The organism is Campylobacter sp. RM9328, from assembly GCF_012978615.1.
Genome location: NZ_LIWF01000013.1, coordinates 1 through 16,664 on the forward strand (window position 1 = coordinate 1; position 16,664 = coordinate 16,664).

Annotated in this window: 16 protein-coding genes; 4 read left to right on the forward strand and 12 right to left on the reverse strand. The window is 35.7% G+C overall.

Annotation, left to right across the window (positions count from 1 at the left end):
- From CCAL9328_RS08595 to CCAL9328_RS08610, 4 genes are all read left to right on the forward strand, one after another.
- On the forward strand, positions 1 to 1,423 hold a 1,423-nt coding region (locus CCAL9328_RS08595), incomplete at its 5' end, for a flagellin B (protein WP_170000447.1).
- 762 nt (positions 1,424 to 2,185) lie between these two features.
- Positions 2,186 to 2,947: a 4-hydroxy-tetrahydrodipicolinate reductase gene (gene dapB, locus CCAL9328_RS08600; protein ID WP_086243581.1), complete on the forward strand. Its 762-nt coding sequence runs from the start codon at positions 2,186 to 2,188 to the stop codon at positions 2,945 to 2,947.
- A 1-nt stretch (position 2,948) separates the two neighbouring features.
- On the forward strand, positions 2,949 to 4,289 hold the full coding sequence (gene purF / locus CCAL9328_RS08605; protein WP_170000448.1) for an amidophosphoribosyltransferase: 1,341 nt from the start codon (positions 2,949 to 2,951) through the stop codon (positions 4,287 to 4,289).
- Between the two features lie 120 nt (positions 4,290 to 4,409).
- Entirely contained in the window at positions 4,410 to 5,303 is an 894-nt protein-coding gene (locus CCAL9328_RS08610; protein WP_096030360.1) for a hypothetical protein, read from the forward strand.
- A gap of 41 nt (positions 5,304 to 5,344) precedes the next feature.
- Here CCAL9328_RS08610 and thiS read toward each other — a convergent pair whose 3' ends face one another.
- The 12 genes from thiS to CCAL9328_RS10935 all read right to left on the reverse strand — a co-directional run bounded on the left by thiS (position 5,345) and on the right by CCAL9328_RS10935 (position 16,592).
- Positions 5,345 to 5,548 (reverse strand): sulfur carrier protein ThiS, encoded by a 204-nt coding sequence (gene thiS, locus CCAL9328_RS08615; RefSeq protein WP_096014199.1) that lies wholly within the window; start codon positions 5,546 to 5,548, stop codon positions 5,345 to 5,347.
- On the reverse strand, positions 5,545 to 7,137 hold the full coding sequence (locus CCAL9328_RS08620) for an ABC-F family ATP-binding cassette domain-containing protein (protein ID WP_170000449.1): 1,593 nt from the start codon (positions 7,135 to 7,137) through the stop codon (positions 5,545 to 5,547). The genes thiS and CCAL9328_RS08620 overlap by 4 nt, the downstream gene beginning before the upstream one ends.
- A 9-nt stretch (positions 7,138 to 7,146) precedes the next feature.
- Positions 7,147 to 8,334, reverse strand: coding sequence for a 2,3,4,5-tetrahydropyridine-2,6-carboxylate N-succinyltransferase (locus CCAL9328_RS08625; protein ID WP_096015712.1), 1,188 nt, complete (start codon positions 8,332 to 8,334; stop codon positions 7,147 to 7,149).
- A 26-nt stretch (positions 8,335 to 8,360) separates the two neighbouring features.
- Entirely contained in the window at positions 8,361 to 9,281 is a 921-nt protein-coding gene (locus CCAL9328_RS08630) for an ABC transporter permease (RefSeq protein ID WP_170000450.1), read from the reverse strand.
- Entirely contained in the window at positions 9,278 to 9,583 is a 306-nt protein-coding gene (fliN, locus tag CCAL9328_RS08635; protein ID WP_096014195.1) for a flagellar motor switch protein FliN, read from the reverse strand. The genes CCAL9328_RS08630 and fliN overlap by 4 nt, the downstream gene beginning before the upstream one ends.
- Positions 9,580 to 9,999 (reverse strand): chemotaxis protein CheX, encoded by a 420-nt coding sequence (locus tag CCAL9328_RS08640; RefSeq protein ID WP_096014194.1) that lies wholly within the window; start codon positions 9,997 to 9,999, stop codon positions 9,580 to 9,582. Before CCAL9328_RS08640 ends, fliN begins: the two co-directional genes overlap by 4 nt.
- Before the next feature lie 108 nt (positions 10,000 to 10,107).
- Positions 10,108 to 10,854 carry a tryptophan synthase subunit alpha gene (gene trpA / locus CCAL9328_RS08645; protein WP_170000451.1) on the reverse strand — a complete coding sequence of 249 codons (747 nt, stop codon included), beginning with the start codon at positions 10,852 to 10,854 and terminating at the stop codon, positions 10,108 to 10,110.
- Positions 10,847 to 12,028 (reverse strand): tryptophan synthase subunit beta, encoded by a 1,182-nt coding sequence (trpB, locus tag CCAL9328_RS08650; RefSeq protein ID WP_086270291.1) that lies wholly within the window; start codon positions 12,026 to 12,028, stop codon positions 10,847 to 10,849. Before trpB ends, trpA begins: the two co-directional genes overlap by 8 nt.
- Positions 12,025 to 12,636, reverse strand: a complete 612-nt coding sequence (locus tag CCAL9328_RS08655; protein WP_170000452.1) for a phosphoribosylanthranilate isomerase — start codon at positions 12,634 to 12,636, stop codon at positions 12,025 to 12,027. Before CCAL9328_RS08655 ends, trpB begins: the two co-directional genes overlap by 4 nt.
- Positions 12,633 to 13,733: a DNA adenine methylase gene (locus CCAL9328_RS08660; RefSeq protein ID WP_170000453.1), complete on the reverse strand. Its 1,101-nt coding sequence runs from the start codon at positions 13,731 to 13,733 to the stop codon at positions 12,633 to 12,635. The genes CCAL9328_RS08655 and CCAL9328_RS08660 overlap by 4 nt, the downstream gene beginning before the upstream one ends.
- Positions 13,734 to 15,332, reverse strand: coding sequence for an anthranilate phosphoribosyltransferase (gene trpD, locus CCAL9328_RS10930; RefSeq protein ID WP_211436842.1), 1,599 nt, complete (start codon positions 15,330 to 15,332; stop codon positions 13,734 to 13,736).
- A gap of 3 nt (positions 15,333 to 15,335) precedes the next feature.
- On the reverse strand, positions 15,336 to 16,592 hold the full coding sequence (locus CCAL9328_RS10935; RefSeq protein ID WP_180381743.1) for an anthranilate synthase component I family protein: 1,257 nt from the start codon (positions 16,590 to 16,592) through the stop codon (positions 15,336 to 15,338).
- Positions 16,593 to 16,664 lie beyond the last annotated feature (72 nt).

A 16,664-nucleotide genomic window follows, 5' to 3' on the forward strand; every position in this document is an offset into this window, starting at 1 on the left:
CTCATTAAAAAGCCAAGCTAACTCATTAGGTCAAGCTATATCTAATGGTAATGACGCAATAGGTATAGTTCAAACAGCTGATAAAGCTATGGATGAACAGATTAAAATACTTGATACTATTAAAACCAAAGCTATCCAAGCAGCTCAAGATGGTCAAAATAGTGATTCTAGAAGAGCTCTTCAAAATGATATCTCAAGACTTCTTGAAGAGCTAGATATGATAGCTACTACTACAAGCTTTAATGGCCAACAACTCTTAAATGGAAATTTTTCAAATAAAAACTTCCAAATAGGTGCTTATAGCAATGAAACAGCCAAAGTAAGCATAGGTGCTACAAACTCAAATACAATTGGGCATACTAGGTTTGAGACAATCTGTAATGTTGTACATTCTAATTATTCTGCTATTAGTGGATTTACTATAAAACTCAGTGGTATAGATGGCTATCCTAGCGGTTATGAATTTCAAAAAATAGCTTCTGGAACAATGCAAACAGATGGATTTAAAGCAATCGCTGAAATGATTAATGGCGTAAGCGATAAAACTGGCATTAAAGCAAATGTAAATAACACTCAAATTTTTAGCGATGCAATTTCTACTGGAACAATCCAAAATTTAACTATCAATGGCGTAACTATAGGTAATGTAACTGTAAAAGCAAATGATAGCGATAATACCTTAATCGCAGCAATCAACGCTAAAAAAGATGAAACCGGTGTAGAGGCTAGCTTGAATAATGGCAAATTAGTCCTAGCCGCTAAAGATGGTAGAGCTATTAGAGTTGGGGCTTTCTCTGATACTGCTAAATATATGGGTGGCGATACAACAGGGGCATCTAATGGTAGCGATGGTGGCGGTGCGATATTTTTAGGTCAATTAACCTTTGTTCGCCAAGATGCTAGAGATATTAAAATAGGTATTAATGGATTGTCTGTAGTATCTAATTTTACAAATATGGGTGCTACAATTAGTCAGGCAAGTATAGCTTCTACTTCATATAATCAAGCTAGTGTAAATTTAAAATATATGAACTCGGGTACGGTAAGCGCAACCTTAGCTAAAGCAATGGGTTACTTTGATGGTGGTGCTTCAACAGCTGGAATTGGCTGGGGCGACCAAGCCGGTGGGGTAAATACTTACGGCGGAGCTCAAGCTATGGTAGATGTAGCAGAATCAGCTAGAAAAACATTAGATAAATTAAGAGCAGATCTAGGCTCAGTCCAAAATCAATTAGTAGCAACTATCAATAACATCACAGTTACCCAAGTCAATGTCAAATCAGCTGAAAGTCAGATAAGGGATGTGGATTTTGCTAGTGAGAGTGCAAATTTCTCTAAATTCAATATCCTAGCTCAAAGTGGTAGCTACGCCATGAGCCAAGCCAACGCTGTCCAACAAAATATTTTAAGATTGTTACAATAATTTAATCTGTCTTCGCACAGGTTTAAATTATTTTTATTTCTTTACTTCGCAGACTAGCAAAGCTAGTCTTTGCGATAAAATTTTCGCAATAGCAAAACAACCTTAAATGGTTGTTTTGTGGCGAAAATTTGGAATGTAACTCATTCGCCCTTGACTCACCTAAAGCCCCACTTCGTGGGGTACCCCAGTTATCCACCCCAAATCTTTTTTAGCAAGTTTAAAATTTTATTAAAAGCTCAAAAGAGTTTTTAATAAAATTAGTTAAATCTGTGCGAAGCACAGCAATGGGGTACCCCGCTTGCGGGGCTTTAGGGGTTTTGAAAGGGCGTAGCCCTTCATCGCAAAGGTCGGCTTTGCTGACCTGCGAAGTTAGAAATAGAAGGCTTTTACAGGGGGTTAGGGGTTGTTAAGGGGGAAGGGGTAGCGTCTGCCAAAAAAGCGCTCCCCTTCCCACTTAAAAAATAAAATAAACTTATAATAATAAATTTATATAATATTCTAAATCTACAAAAAAGAAAAATAAATTCAAAATTTAAATTTGCTAAAACTAAAAATTTTAGTAAAAATTTGAAGTCTTAAATGAGCTTTCCCAGTTATCCGCCCCAAATCTTTTTTAGTAAATTTAAAATTTTATTAAAACTCTTTAAGATTTATTAAAAATGATTTTGCGGAAGGTATAGACTTAAATCATATTTGTAAATTTGCTATTTTTTATCTTTTTTTAGCTAGAATAAAGTTTTAATTTATCCAAAAAGGGCGATGATGATTCGTATAGGTTTGCATGGGGCAAGTGGCAAGATGGGAAGCGAGATAATCGCAAATTTAAAAGGGCTTAATAACGCTAAATTATCAGTAGCATACACTATAGAGCCTATGAGCGTGGATGATGGTGTGATAGTTACTGATAAATATGATGTTTTGTTTGATAATAGCGATGTGGTGATTGATTTTAGTATCGCAAAGGCATCTATAAATTTGATTAATTACGCTAGGACAAATCCAAAGCCACTAGTTATAGGCACAACTGGGCTAGGCGATGAAGGAGGCGAACTAATCAAACTAGCAAGTGCTACTATGCCGATACTTCAAGCTACAAATATGAGTCTAGGTGTAGCGGTGCTAAATCGCTTAACTGAGATAGCTAGTAGGGTGCTAAGTGAATTTGATATTGAGATTATTGAGATGCATCATCGCAATAAAATTGACGCACCAAGTGGCACTGCTTTGACTCTTGGGGAGCATGCTGCTAGGGGTAGGAATTTGAATTTATCAAATGTTAGGATTAGTGGTCGTGATGGGATGATGGGTCCCAGAAGTAAAAATGAAATAGCCGTAATGTCGCTTCGTGGTGGTGATATCGTGGGTAGGCATACGGTTGGATTTTATAACGATGGTGAGTATATAGAGCTCAATCACACAGCTACAAGTAGGGCTACATTTGCTAAAGGTGCGATAAAAGCAGGAATTTGGCTAGCTAATAAAGAGCCAAAATTATATACAATATATGATGCTTTAGGGATATAAAATGTGTGCGATAGTAGGGGTAATAAATTCAAAAGATGCGGCTAAAACGGCGTATTATGGGCTATTTTCTATGCAGCATAGAGGGCAAGAGGCAAGCGGGATTAGCTCTAGTTATAATCATCAGATTAAAACTATTAAAAATAGAGGCTTAGTAACTGAGGTTTTTAATAGCGCTAGCTTTGAGATATTACAAGGGCAGATGGCTATAGGGCATAATAGATATTCAACCGCTGGAAGCGATAGTGTGCTAGATGCTCAGCCAGTGAGTGCGAAATACTCTTTGGGTGAGATTAGTATCGTTCATAATGGAAATTTGATTAATAAATATGAAGTTAGGGAGCGATTAATCGAAGATGGTGCGATATTTCAATCCAATATGGATACAGAAAATATCTTACATTTAATAGCTAAAAGCAAAAAAGAGAATTTACAAGATCGCATTATAGAGGCTTTGGGGCAGATCGTTGGGGCGTATTGTTTGTTGATTTTGAGTCGCTCTAAGATGTTTGTGGTGCGTGATCCATACGGCGTTAGGCCTCTTAGCATAGGTAGATTAAAAGATGGTGGATATATCGTAGCTAGTGAGAGCTGTGCTTTTGATCTGGTGGGGGCTACATTTGTGCGTGATGTAGCGCCTGGCGAGATGATTATATTTGAAGAGGGCAAAAGCTTATTTAAAAGTATAGATCTATTTGAGACTAAAGACCCTAGAATTTGTGCTTTTGAGTATATATATTTTGCTAGACCTGATAGTGTGATAGATGGTAAAAATGTATATGAGATTAGAAAAAAGCTTGGTGAAATTCTAGCTGATAAATCCACTTGTAAGGCTGATTTTGTCGTGCCGGTGCCGGACTCTGGTGTGCCTGCGGCTTTGGGGTATGCTGCTAGGAGTAAAATCCCATTTGAGATGGCGATTGTGAGAAATCACTATGTGGGTAGGACTTTTATAGAGCCAACCCAAGAGATGAGAAACCTTAAGGTTAAATTAAAATTAAATCCTATGAGTAGTGTCTTAAAAGGCAAAAGCATTGTAGTAATCGATGATAGCATAGTGCGAGGGACAACTAGCAAGAAGATTGTAGAGCTGCTTCGCAATGCTGGTGCCAGGGAAATTCATATGAAAATTGCCGCTCCTGAGATCAAACATCCTTGTAGATATGGTATCGATACGCCAAGTTATGAAGAGTTAATCAGCGCTAGGATGGATGCTAGAGAGGTGTGTAAATTTATTGGTGCGGATAGCTTGGAGTTTTTAAGTATTGATGAGCTAACTACAGGGCTAGGAAGTGAGCGTAAATATTCGCTTGTTAGCTTTGATGGGGATTATTTTATAAGTTAAATTTGGCTTGTGGCTTTATTTAAGCCACTTTTTGTTTGATTGAATTTAAATTTTGTCTAAATGGCTTTGTAATTTGATATAATTGTGATATTGATTAAATTTTAATTTAAGGAGTGTTTAATGAAGGGGAAAATTTTAGGTGCCGGTGCCATTAGCGGCGAAGATGGCAATAGATATTATTATGATGAAGATGCCATAAAAAATCTTAATGAAAATAGTAAGATAGAGGGTTTGGAGGTTGATTTTGATATAAAAGATGGAAAAGCTGTTGAAATTTATATTATTAGCAAAAGCTTTTCGCCAAATTTCGGCTCTATTGGTGGTAGCTTACAAAATACAAATTTACCAAAGATAGATTCTAAATATGCCTTTTTGGATCTAAATGAAGCAAAAAACAATATTTTGGCTATTAATATCCATCCTGTAAAGATTTTTATCATTATTGCTATTTTGATAAATGCTATTAATTCTTATGCGGCTTATCCGGAATTTAGCGGGTTTTTTTACTATTTCTTTACTGTTTTATCTGTTGTTTTGATGGGTTGGGTGAGCTTTTGTTTGTCTAAACTTGCTAACTCTTTAGCACTTATAAAATATTATGCCTATATGCTTATATCGTGTGTCATGGTCTTTATCTGTACTAAAGCATTTGTAGAAAATTTAATTCCTACTTTTTATAATAATGGTTTTCCATATTTTAGCCTTATATTTGGTTTAATTTTTTTAGTTGTTTGTATTTATATGCTTTTTAAATGGTATAAAACCTTAGCTTATGTAACAAATGAAAAATACTTTATATATAGCTTGTATCTTGGGATTTTAGCAGTAATTACTGGAATTATTGAGCTTATTATTGTTATAAATATTATGGTTAGTAATGTTAGAAGATTTCCTGTTAGCGGTGGCACATTTATGGGCGATATCTCAATGATTTTATCTATTTTATCCTTTGTGATATTTATAGTAGCAACACTGAAATTTAGAGATATCAAGCAAGATAATCAAGCAAAATAGTCAAGATTTAGATCCATTATATAATGGATCTAAATATAACCTTATCCACCACCTACGAATTCTACAATTTCAATTTTCATACCATCTTTTATGATAAACTCACCCCATTTGACTTTTGGGATGATTTGCATATCTATTTCAGCGGCGACTCTGGCACCATCATAGCCTTGTGATTTTATTAGCTCGGCAAGGGTGGAATTGGCTTTTATGGTGATGGAATTTGAGTTAAGCCAAATTTGTATCATTTTTCATCCAATCCATAAGCGACTCTATACTCTTCATAACTACCTTTAAAATCCACGATTTGGCCATTACCTTTAAGGTGTAAAATTCTATTAGCAAAAGCATCTATAAGCTCTCTATCGTGGCTTACGCAGATACAACTACCACTAAAATTATAAAGCGCCTCGCCTAAAGCGATGATAGCTTCAAGATCAAGATGGTTATTTGGCTCATCTAAGATAAGCAAATTCGCCCTTTGTAGCATAAGCTTAGATAGCATTAATCTATGTTTTTCGCCACCGCTTAGACTGCCAACTTCTTTTTCTTGTTCAGCGCCGCTAAATAGCATTCTACCAAGGCATTTGCGTATCTCATCTAGATCTTTGTTTTTAGAGTCTTGAAGCCACTCGTATAATTTATGGTTGCCTGTGATTTTGTTTGAGCTATCTTGAGCGAAGTAGCCTAGCTCGATTGTAGCGCCGATATGAATATCTCCGCTATCTGCTGACAATTCACTTGTGAGAATTTTACACAAAGTGGTTTTGCCAACGCCGTTTGTGCCGATGATTGCGATTTTATCGCCTTTATTCATCTTAAAATTGAAATTATCCAAAATTACATTATTATCAAATTTTTTGCTTACTGATTTTAGCTCGATTAGCTCATTTCCGATCTCACGATTAATCCTAAATAATATGCTAGGATCACGGCGGCTAGATGTTTTGATCTCATTGATTTGGAGTTTTTCAAGCTGTTTGGCTCTACTTGTGGCTTGTTTGGCTTTGCTGGCATTAGCACTAAATCTAGCTATAAATTTCTCAAGCTCTTCACGCTCTTTTAACTTCTTATCACGCTCCATTTCAGCTTGTTTGGATACTAAATTTGCTGCGATATACCAATCGTCATAGTTGCCGCTAAATTCTCTAATTTGTTTAAAATCCACATCCAAAATATGCGTACAAACTCTATTTAAAAAGTGCCTATCGTGGCTGATTACTACTAGCGTGCCTTCATGGTTGATTAACTCTCTTTCTAGCCAAGCGATAGCATCGATATCAAGGTTGTTTGTCGGCTCATCAAGAAATAAAATATCAGGCTTAGGAAATAGCACTTGAGCGAGCAAGACTTTTACCTTATCGCTGCTTTCGATTTGGCTCATTAATTTATCATACTCATGTAAGCCAAGTGAGCTTAGGATTTTTTCTATTCTTGTCTCATACTCATATGTTGGATCCTCTTCAGCAGTGATAATCTCAAGTTCGCTTAAACGCTCATTAATTTCATCTGTGAATTCTTCGCTTAGATATAATTTTTCTTTCTCTTTTATCGCATCATATAGTCTTTTGTTTCCCCATAAAACAGCCTCTTTTAAGCTGAAGTTTTCAAAAGCGAATTGATCTTGGCCTAAGACGCCGATTTTTTTATTAGATTCTATAATTATATCGCCGCTAGTGTGTTCTATTTGGCCGCTTAAAATCTTTAAAAATGTAGATTTTCCAGCACCGTTTGCGCCAATTAGGCCATAGCGATTGTGTGAATTTAGCTTCAAATTTACATCTTCAAAGAGCAGTTGCGAGCCAAAACGATGAGTTAGGCCTTTGATTTCAACCATTTTGTATCCTTAGTGTAAATCGGCATTTAGTTTGATCGCTCTTTTGCTGATGTTGGCTGTGATTTGACCTGTTTGGCTATTTTGGCGATAGTGAATTCCATTTAAATTCGCTAGTTGAGAAGCCTTATAGATGTCTTGGTTAAATTCAAATGTAGGATTTAGCTTTTGAAGGGCTTCTTTGTCATTTATAAATACCTTTGTACCCTCTAAGATAGCAATACCTGCATCTACGATACAATCATCGCCGAGCGGGACACCTGTGACTGAATTTGCGCCTAATAAGCATCTTTTGCCTATGCTAATTGGGTTGCCATTTGTGCCGCTAAGTACCCCTAAGATACTAGCACCGCCACCTATATCGCTACCATCGCCTACTTTGACCGAGCTTGATACTCTACCTTCTACCATCACAGCGCCGGTGGTGCCTGAGTTGAAATTGACATACGCAGCGCCAGGCATTATGGTGGTGCCTGGGGCTAATACTGCGCCCATTCTGACCTTAGCGCTATCTAGAATTCTAGTATTGTCACTTGGGATTATGTGATTTAGGTAGCGTGGGAATTTGTCTACGCTTACGATATTTGGATACCAGCCTTTCATTTTTAGCCAAATTTCATTCTCTCTTAGGTGATCTAGCTCGTGCGGATTTCCATCGCTATCCCAAGCTAAATTTGGGAGTATCCCAAAGGCGCCATTTAAATTCAAGCTTCTAATTTCAGCTTTGTTTAATGATAGTAGATATAGTTTTAGATATACGGCTTCAACGCTTTTTGGCGCTTCATCGCTATATAAAAATGTAACTACAAATTGAGCGTCGGATTCTAATTCGTCTTCACTTAAAATCTCATCTAAGATTAGTAAATTTTGGATATTTTTGTGTTTATCGCCTTCGCACTCATCAACTAAAAAATCGAAAATATCCAAAGCGTCGCTAACAATGCTTGAATTAATAGGTGCTATAAATTCGCTTGTGCTATTATCGATTTTTATCCCATTTTTCTCAATTGCCCAGCTTAATACAGCGGCGCTTCCATAATTTTCATTCATATTTACCACTGCGTAATTTACGCTTATTGTCTTGCCTGATTTGCCCTTGATGCTTCTGCCTATGGCAAAGGCGATTGGGTCTTTATATCCAGCTTTGGAGCGTATCTCATCGGTAAAATTTTTTAAATCATCTAAATTTTTGATACTCATTTTTTTCCTTTATTTTAAGATTAAATTTACTCTTTATCCATCATATCTTTGTAGCTATTTAAGGCATTTTTACGCTCTTGAAGGTAGTTTCCAAGCTTTTGCTTGTTCTCTTGAAAAAATAGCTCAAAATCATCTTTATTTTTTATCTTCTCTTCGCCAAACTTATCCAAAAGCACATTTGAACTACCTACTAAAACTAGATATTTTTGGTTTTCGTAGTTTAGCAAGATTACTTTATTTTGTTCATCTAGTGGTTTTTCATAGATTATATCTACGCTTTCATTATCTAAATTCCAGCTTAGATTACTATTTGGTTTGGCTGAATTTGAGATATTTTGCGTAGATATTTCAAATGGTTTTGGGTTTGGATTGATCTTTGGGGTTTGATCTTTGGGGTTAGGGGCTTTGGATTTTAAATTTTTCTTAGCGTATTTGGTTTTAAGATACATAGAAAATACAAATAGTGTAAATAGCACTAAAATTACGATAACATAGTTCGTATAGATATCATCTTGACTATCTTTTTTGGTTGGGATATTGGGTAGTGATAGCTCTTTTGGTGTGGGTTTGGTTGTGGCGGTTTGATTTGGCTTTGTTTGTGGTGTTATGCGAATTCTAAGGCCAAATTTATCGCTTGTTTTAGATGCTATTATAGAGATTGGCTTTGATGATTTTAGCTCTAATATAGTTGTGTTATTAGCAGAGGCGATCTGTATGTTTTGTAAGATATTGGATTTTATAGCTTTATTGATTTTGTCTTTGGTTGATACGCTATCTAAGATTATATTGGTTGTTTGATTGTTGTTTTGTTGCTTTATAGTGCCACTATATGGAGCGTCAAAGCTTAGCATAATATCAACTCTCTCATCTCTTTCATAGATATTATGAGTGAGCAAATTCACAGCCCAAAGTGGCAAGGATATTATCATTAAAAGCAAAATTTTCATAACTGCTCTCTTTTGAAATATTGGATTACAGATTTAGAGTCTAATATCTCATTTATACGGATTGCGAGATTTTTCTCATATACCATTACCTCGCCTTTGCCAAATATTCTGTTATTTATATATAACTCTACACTCTCTCCGGCTGGCTTTTCTAGGTCTATAACAGAGCCGATTTCTAGTTTTAAAAGCTCTCTAACGCTAATTGTAGTCATACCAAGATCGCTGATAAACTCCACCCCTATATCAAGTAGCTCATCATAGCCGTGAAATAAGCCATTTGGGCTTAGATCTGTATCGTTCATGCTCTTTTGTAGCCTATTTTAAATGTTTTGTTTTTCATTTTAAATATTTGTGATTTTTCAAGTCTAACTGGAAATCTCTCAACTTTACCTAAAAATTCAGGTGTGCCAAGTTTGTAATTTCCATTGTTATTGTCATTTAAGAGATTTTTGGCGTATCCTACGATTTGATTGGCTACTTCTCTGCTTAAATCGCCTAGATCTGTCTTTTTGCCTTCTTCTTTATTAAATAATTTATCTACAAATAGCTCTAATGTCTCTTTTTTGAAGTATAGATAAAATTGGATCTCTTCGCCATCTTTATATATCGGAATGCTAGCACCATATAGATCTTTGCCTAGGCTCTTTCCCTCTTCTAGTTTGTATCCAAAAATATCACTGCAAAAGTGCTTAGTAGCGTAGTTAATAGCATTTAGCATTATAATCTCCTCGAGTTTTGGATGGTATTATACAAAATTTAACTTTAAAAGAGAATATTTATAGATTTTTTGGCTAAATTATTATCGCAAATTTAGCCAAATTTATATCTATTCAAATAGCTCTTTTATCTTTTTGTGAGCGGTTTGTGGGTCAAATTCACTTGTGATTTCTATAATCTTAGTGCCTATGATTGCTCCATCAGCATACTCTTTTACCTTTTTGACATCGCCAGCATTTTTAACCCCAAAGCCTATGGCGACAGGCAAAGTGGTATTGTCTTTTATAGTTTTAATCATATCTTTTAATCTATCAATTGAGCTTTGTTCCCCGCCAGTTACGCCTAAAGAGCCTACAGCATAGATAAAACCATTAGCTTTGCTTAATATCTCTTTTGACCTTTTGGTGCTTGTAGGAGCGATTAATCTTATGAGTGAGATGCCGTATTCTTCGCATTTTTTGGCGAATTTGCTACTCTCTTCAAAAGGCATATCAGGGACTAAAATTCCGCTAATTCCACAATCTTTGCTATCTTGTAAAAATCTATCTTCGCCATAAGTTAAGATGATATTATAATAGACTAAAAATACTAAGGCTTTTTTGGTTTTTACCTCTTTTAGCATATTAAATACCTTTGTTGTATTTACCCCATTTTCACACGCTTTAAAAGCGGCATTTGCGATCACTTTTCCATCGGCCAATGGATCAGAATATGGTATTCCCACTTCTACTAAATCCAAGATACTATCATCTAATAAATTCAAAAACTCTTTTGTATATTCTAAGCTTGGATATCCAGCTAAAATATATCCGATATTTGCCTTTTTACCATTAAAAGCAGCTGATATTTTATCCATAGATTGTTCCTTTTTTATACTCCATTATAGTATGCATATCCTTATCACCCCTACCACTTACATTGACTACGATATTTGATCGTTTATCTAAGGTTGGGCAGAGCTTATCTAAATAGGCTAGGGCGTGAGAGCTCTCAATAGCTGGTATTATCCCTTCTAATTTTGATAGAAGTCTTAGGGCATTTATACACTCATCATCACTAACAGCGTAGTAGCTCACTCTACCTATATCTTGTAAATGCGCATGCTCGGGCCCAACACCTGGATAATCAAGCCCCGCACTTATGCTATGAACGGGCAAAATCATTCCAAATTCATCTTGTAAAACGATGGTTTTCATCCCATGGATTATGCCATCAGCACCCTTAGTTAGAGTCGCTGCGTGGTATTTAGTCTCTATACCAAGCCCAGCGGCTTCTACGCCTATTATATTTACACTTGGATCATCTAAAAAAGCTGAAAATATCCCAATAGCATTACTCCCACCGCCAACGCAAGCGATGATATAATCAGCTTTTACGCCTTTTTCATCTAATTGTGCTTTGGCTTCAGTGCCAATTATGCTTTGGAAATCTCTAACGATTTTTGGGTATGGATGAGGTCCAACAGCTGAACCGATCACATAAAATCTTGTTTCTATCTCATTTACCCACGCTTGAATAGCTGCCGTGGTGGCCTCTTTAAGCGTGCCAAGTCCATCGCTAATAGGAACTACATTAGCCCCTAAAAGCTGCATTTTATAGACATTTAGAGCCTGTCTTTTGGTATCGCATTCACCCATATAAACATCACACTCCAAACCCAAAAGCGCCGCTGCAGTCGCAGTAGCCACGCCGTGTTGGCCAGCACCTGTTTCGGCTAAGACCTTTTTTTTACCCATTTTTTTGGCAAGCAAAGCTTGGGCTAGGGCGTTATTGATCTTGTGAGCTCCTGTGTGATTGAGATCTTCTCTTTTTAGATAGATATCATGCCCATAATGCTCACTTAGCCTTTTGGCGTGATACAATGGGCTTGGTCTGCCTACATAATCTCTTAAAAGCTCATTTAACTCAGCCTTAAACTCATCGCTACTAGCTATCTTTTCATAAGCAACTTCCAGCTCATTTAATGCGCTCATCACGGTTTCAGGGACAAATTGGCCACCATATTTACCAAAATAGGCTTTTGCATTCATCTTAAATCTCCTAAATTAACTATTTTTAAAATTTCATATACCTTTTTGCTATCTTTAAACCCAAACTCATCTTCTATTTTGCTATTTATATCAATTAAATTTGGTTTAAGCTTCATAGCTTCTTTTAAATTTTCTACACCGATTCCGCCGGCTAAACCAAATTTGATATCTAAATTTTTTAGTAAATCCCAATTAAATTTAACCCCATTTCCACCCCTTTTTTCACCTTTTGTATCAAATAATACTTTATCATAACTCCCATTAAGCTCAGGCAACGATTCATCCACGCTAAAAACTTGCCACACTTCGCAATCAAATTTGGCTTTATCATCTACTTTTTCATAGATTTGAGCAGCGTCTAAATTCGCTAAATTCACTATCTTAGCTATCTTATCAAACTCAATCCCAGCAAATACTCCAACAACTTTTATACCAAATTTATGAGCCAAATCAGCAATATTTTTAGCCATTTCTAAACTAACTTGCCTTTTACTCTGAGCAAAAATCACACCGATGAAATCCACTCTTTGACCGTCAAATTCGCACTCGCATACATTTTTGGCTTCGTTTAAATTTTTGATACCGCAAATTTTGATTAATGGCTTCATCTCATATCCTTTTTGATGATATAAAGATACTCTGTGACATATAAATCTCTTGAGTTTAAATTTCTACTAGCTCTGTAAGTTGGGTATTTGATCTCTACCTTATTAACCTCGCCAATTTTTGCTAAATTTATCAAAAAATCATTCATACTGATAAAGCCATCTGAGTTAAATGAGATGATTAGATATTTGGCTTTAAATTCGCTTAAAAGGTTGAAAAATTCATCGCTCGCTTTAGCTTTTTTATTATATTTTGAGCGGTTCCAGTCGTTTGGTATGCCGCTAACTCTGCTAATTTGCTCTATATTTGGAGCTTTAAAATCGCTAATTAAATTTAACATAAAGTAGTTTGAGCCATAAGGATGTTGATTATAAGGTGGGTCAAAATAGGCTATATCAACTTTTGATATGGATTTGGCGAATTCCAAAGCGTCATTTTGGAAAACCTCAAATTCACTTTGAAAATTTGAAAAAATCGGCATCTTTAGCTCTATTTTACCTAGAATTCGCCTCAATGCATTTTCGCCCTGTCCGCCAAATTTACCAACACCATCTTTGTCTTTATAAAATCCTTTGAAAACCCCACCGGTATTAGAATGAATGGAGGCTTGGCTAAGCAGTGGAGCGATAAAATATTTTTGAAATTCAGTTGGAATTTTAGATATTTCATCTCTTAAACCGCCTAAAATTAACGCATTTTGCCTAGAGTAAAAAACTCTTTCATTTTTTTGGATATTTTCATCATTTTTTGGTGCGTAAAGTTCGCTTATAAAGCTCTCTTTTGGGGTGAAATTATTTTGAATTTGAGTAAAATATTTAGATAGATTATCTATCAAATTTGGATTTGAATTTGATAGATAACATGAGTTTATAATGTATGAGTATCTCTCTAAATCATTGGCAAAGATTATGCTAGAATGGGATTTAGCAGCTCTTGCGACTATGCCGCTACCACTAAAAACATCAGCAAATGATATCTTGCTTTTGGCAAGATTATTTTTGATATCAGTTATCACTTTGGTGATATTTGATAGGAGTGAGCGTTTATTGCCTAGATAGCTGATTAATTGCTCACTTAGATACTCTTTATTCTCGCTCATTTACTGCCTTTTAATATAGCTTTGATAAAACTCCCAAACCTTGCCAGATTTAATCGCATTTAAGATTATCTCCTTAGCTTCTAGTGGAGAGCTAGCACCATCTACTGTATATAGAGCAAACATCGCATTTAAAAGCACTATATCAAATTTTGGCCCACTAAGCTCGCCTTTTAGCGTGGCTTTTAAAATTTCGGCATTGTAACTAGCATCGCCGCCGGCAATATCAGAGTGGAATGCCCTTTTAAAGCCAAATTGCTCTGGCGTGATCTTGTATTCTAGTATTTTGCCATCTTTGACTTCGTGGATTAGAGTCTCATCGCAAAGTGTTATCTCATCCATAGAGTCCATTCCATGGACTACTATAGCGTGTTTGCGACCTAAATTTAGCAAAGTAGCTGCGATTAACTCATTTACCTCTTCAAGGTAGTTGCCTACTACTTGATTGCTAAGGCTTAAATTTGGATTTAGAAGTGGGCCAAGGATATTAAAGACGGTTCCCACACCAAGCCTTAATCTCACATCACGCACGCTAGCTGTAATAGGGTGAAAATATGGAGCATGAAAAAAGGCTAAATTTTGGTTATTGAGTTTAAATTTCAAATGCTCGATATCACTACCAGGATTTATGCCTATTTGACCTAAAACATCGCTACTACCGCTTTTGGAGGTTATGGCTTTGTTGCCGTGTTTGGCTACTTTGATACCCAAAGATGCTAGTATGAAGGCTGTTGTTGTGGAGATATTTATCGTTTTTAAACCATCACCACCTGTGCCTACTATATCCATCATTTTGGAGTTATCACTATATGTAGTTGAGTATTTTAGTATATTTTTCACAAGTGCTGCTAAACTATCTGGATATAGGGATTTTTCGCTTATTAAAACTAGCAAAGCCCCAAGCTGGACTTCATCATAATTTTTGTTATAAATCTCTTTGCATATTACCTCATAATCCTTGCTATCAAGGGCAAAGCCCTTTTGGAGCTTGGTAAGAAATGGTGCGAAATTGGCTTTTTTAGGCTCTTCATTATCTTTTTTATTTAGTGAGACGAAGTTCGCTATTATCTGTTTGCCATATTGGCTAAAGAAACTTTCAGGGTGAAATTGTATCCCAAAAATTTGATTTTTACTATCTTCTAACGCCATCAAAACCCCATCGCTGCTATAAGCTGTGGCTTGTAAGTTTGGTGGTAGATTATCTACATATAAAGAGTGGTATCTCATCACGCTAAATTCAGTTGGTAAGCCATTAAATATAAGGCTATTTTGTTGGATATGAATTTGGGATATTTTGCCATGTACCGGGGTGTCAAGTACCTTGATATCAGCACCATAAACTAGCCCGATAGCTTGATGCCCAAGGCAAATTCCAAGTATAGGAATGCCTAAATTCGCCCTTAAAATATCTAAGCAAACGCCACTATCTTTAGGGTGTTTTGGCCCTGGGCTTAGGATGATTTTAGATGGATTTAAGGCTTTGATTTCATCAATTGTGATCTCATCATTTCTAACGCATTTTATAGGCTCATTAGTTGTGTCTAAGATATATTGATAGATATTATAGACAAAACTATCATAATTATCAATCATTAAAATCATTATTTATCCCTTTTTGGTTGCGTATTGTTCGAAGATTTTTAGACAGCTTTTGCGTTTGTTACAGATCTCTTCATACTCATTTTGAGCTATGCTATCCCATACGATTCCAGCTCCAGCACCGATAAATACACGATTGGAATCTGAATTTGGCACAAATATAGCTGAACGAATCAAAATCGCCATTTGCATATCACCATTAAAATGCCAAAATCCAATCCCACCACCATAAATTCCACGGCTATGCTCTTCAAGCTCATTTATAATTTGCATCGCTCTTATCTTTGGGCTACCGCTAAGTGTGCCAGCAGGAAATATCGTAGTGATCGCATCCATCGCTGATGATGAGCTTTTAAGCTCTGCGTATATATCGCTTACGATATGCATTACGCTTTCATAAAGCTTAATATGTATAGGATTTATCACTTTTACGCTACTTGGAAGTGCGAATTTGCCTATATCATTTCTAGCTAAATCAATTAACATTCTATGCTCACTAAGCTCTTTTTCATCATTTAAAAGCTCATTTTTTATAATTTCATCTTCATTAGCATCAATCCCTCGTTTTCTTGTTCCAGCAATTGGGCTTGTGTGGATTATGCCCTTTTTGATCTCTACTACTAGCTCTGGGCTACTACCTACGATGGTTCCAAATTCACTTGGGTAGTAAAACATATATGGGCTAGGATTTTGTGATTTTAAAATTTCATAAAATTCAAGCGGATCAAAATCGCTTTGAAGCTCTAAAGTTTTGGATAAGACTACTTGGAAAATATCGCCATTTTTTATATAATTTTTAGCCGTTTCAATCATCTTTAAATAGTCGGCTTTTTGGCTATTTAAGTCGCTTTTAATGGTGTAAAAATAGCTTTTATCTGATTTAAGTGGCTTAATATCTTTAAGATTATTAAAGTAGTTGCTATCGCCATAAAAGCTATAAATTTTACTTTGTTTGTCATAGTGAAGATAGGCTTTAGCGTCGCTATAATGATATAATGGAAACTCATATAATGCGGGTTTAAGCTCGCCGATTTTTTCAAATTTATATACTGCTTCATAGCTTAAAACGCCAAAAAGCCCGGCGAAATTTGAGATTTTTTTGCCATTTTTGATTATATCGTTTAATTTGCCAAAGTCATCTCCGCTGATATACTCACAATCAATTCCGATGATTGCTTGAGTCTCATCTTCGGCTAGATAGGATTTTGGATATTGGCGTAAAATTTCTTTAAAATATATGGTTGGATCATAGAGTAAAAGCATCTTATCTCCAAAAAGTTTTTTTAAAAAAATATTATACAAAAAATTTTCTTTATCAATCTTAAAATTTAGTAT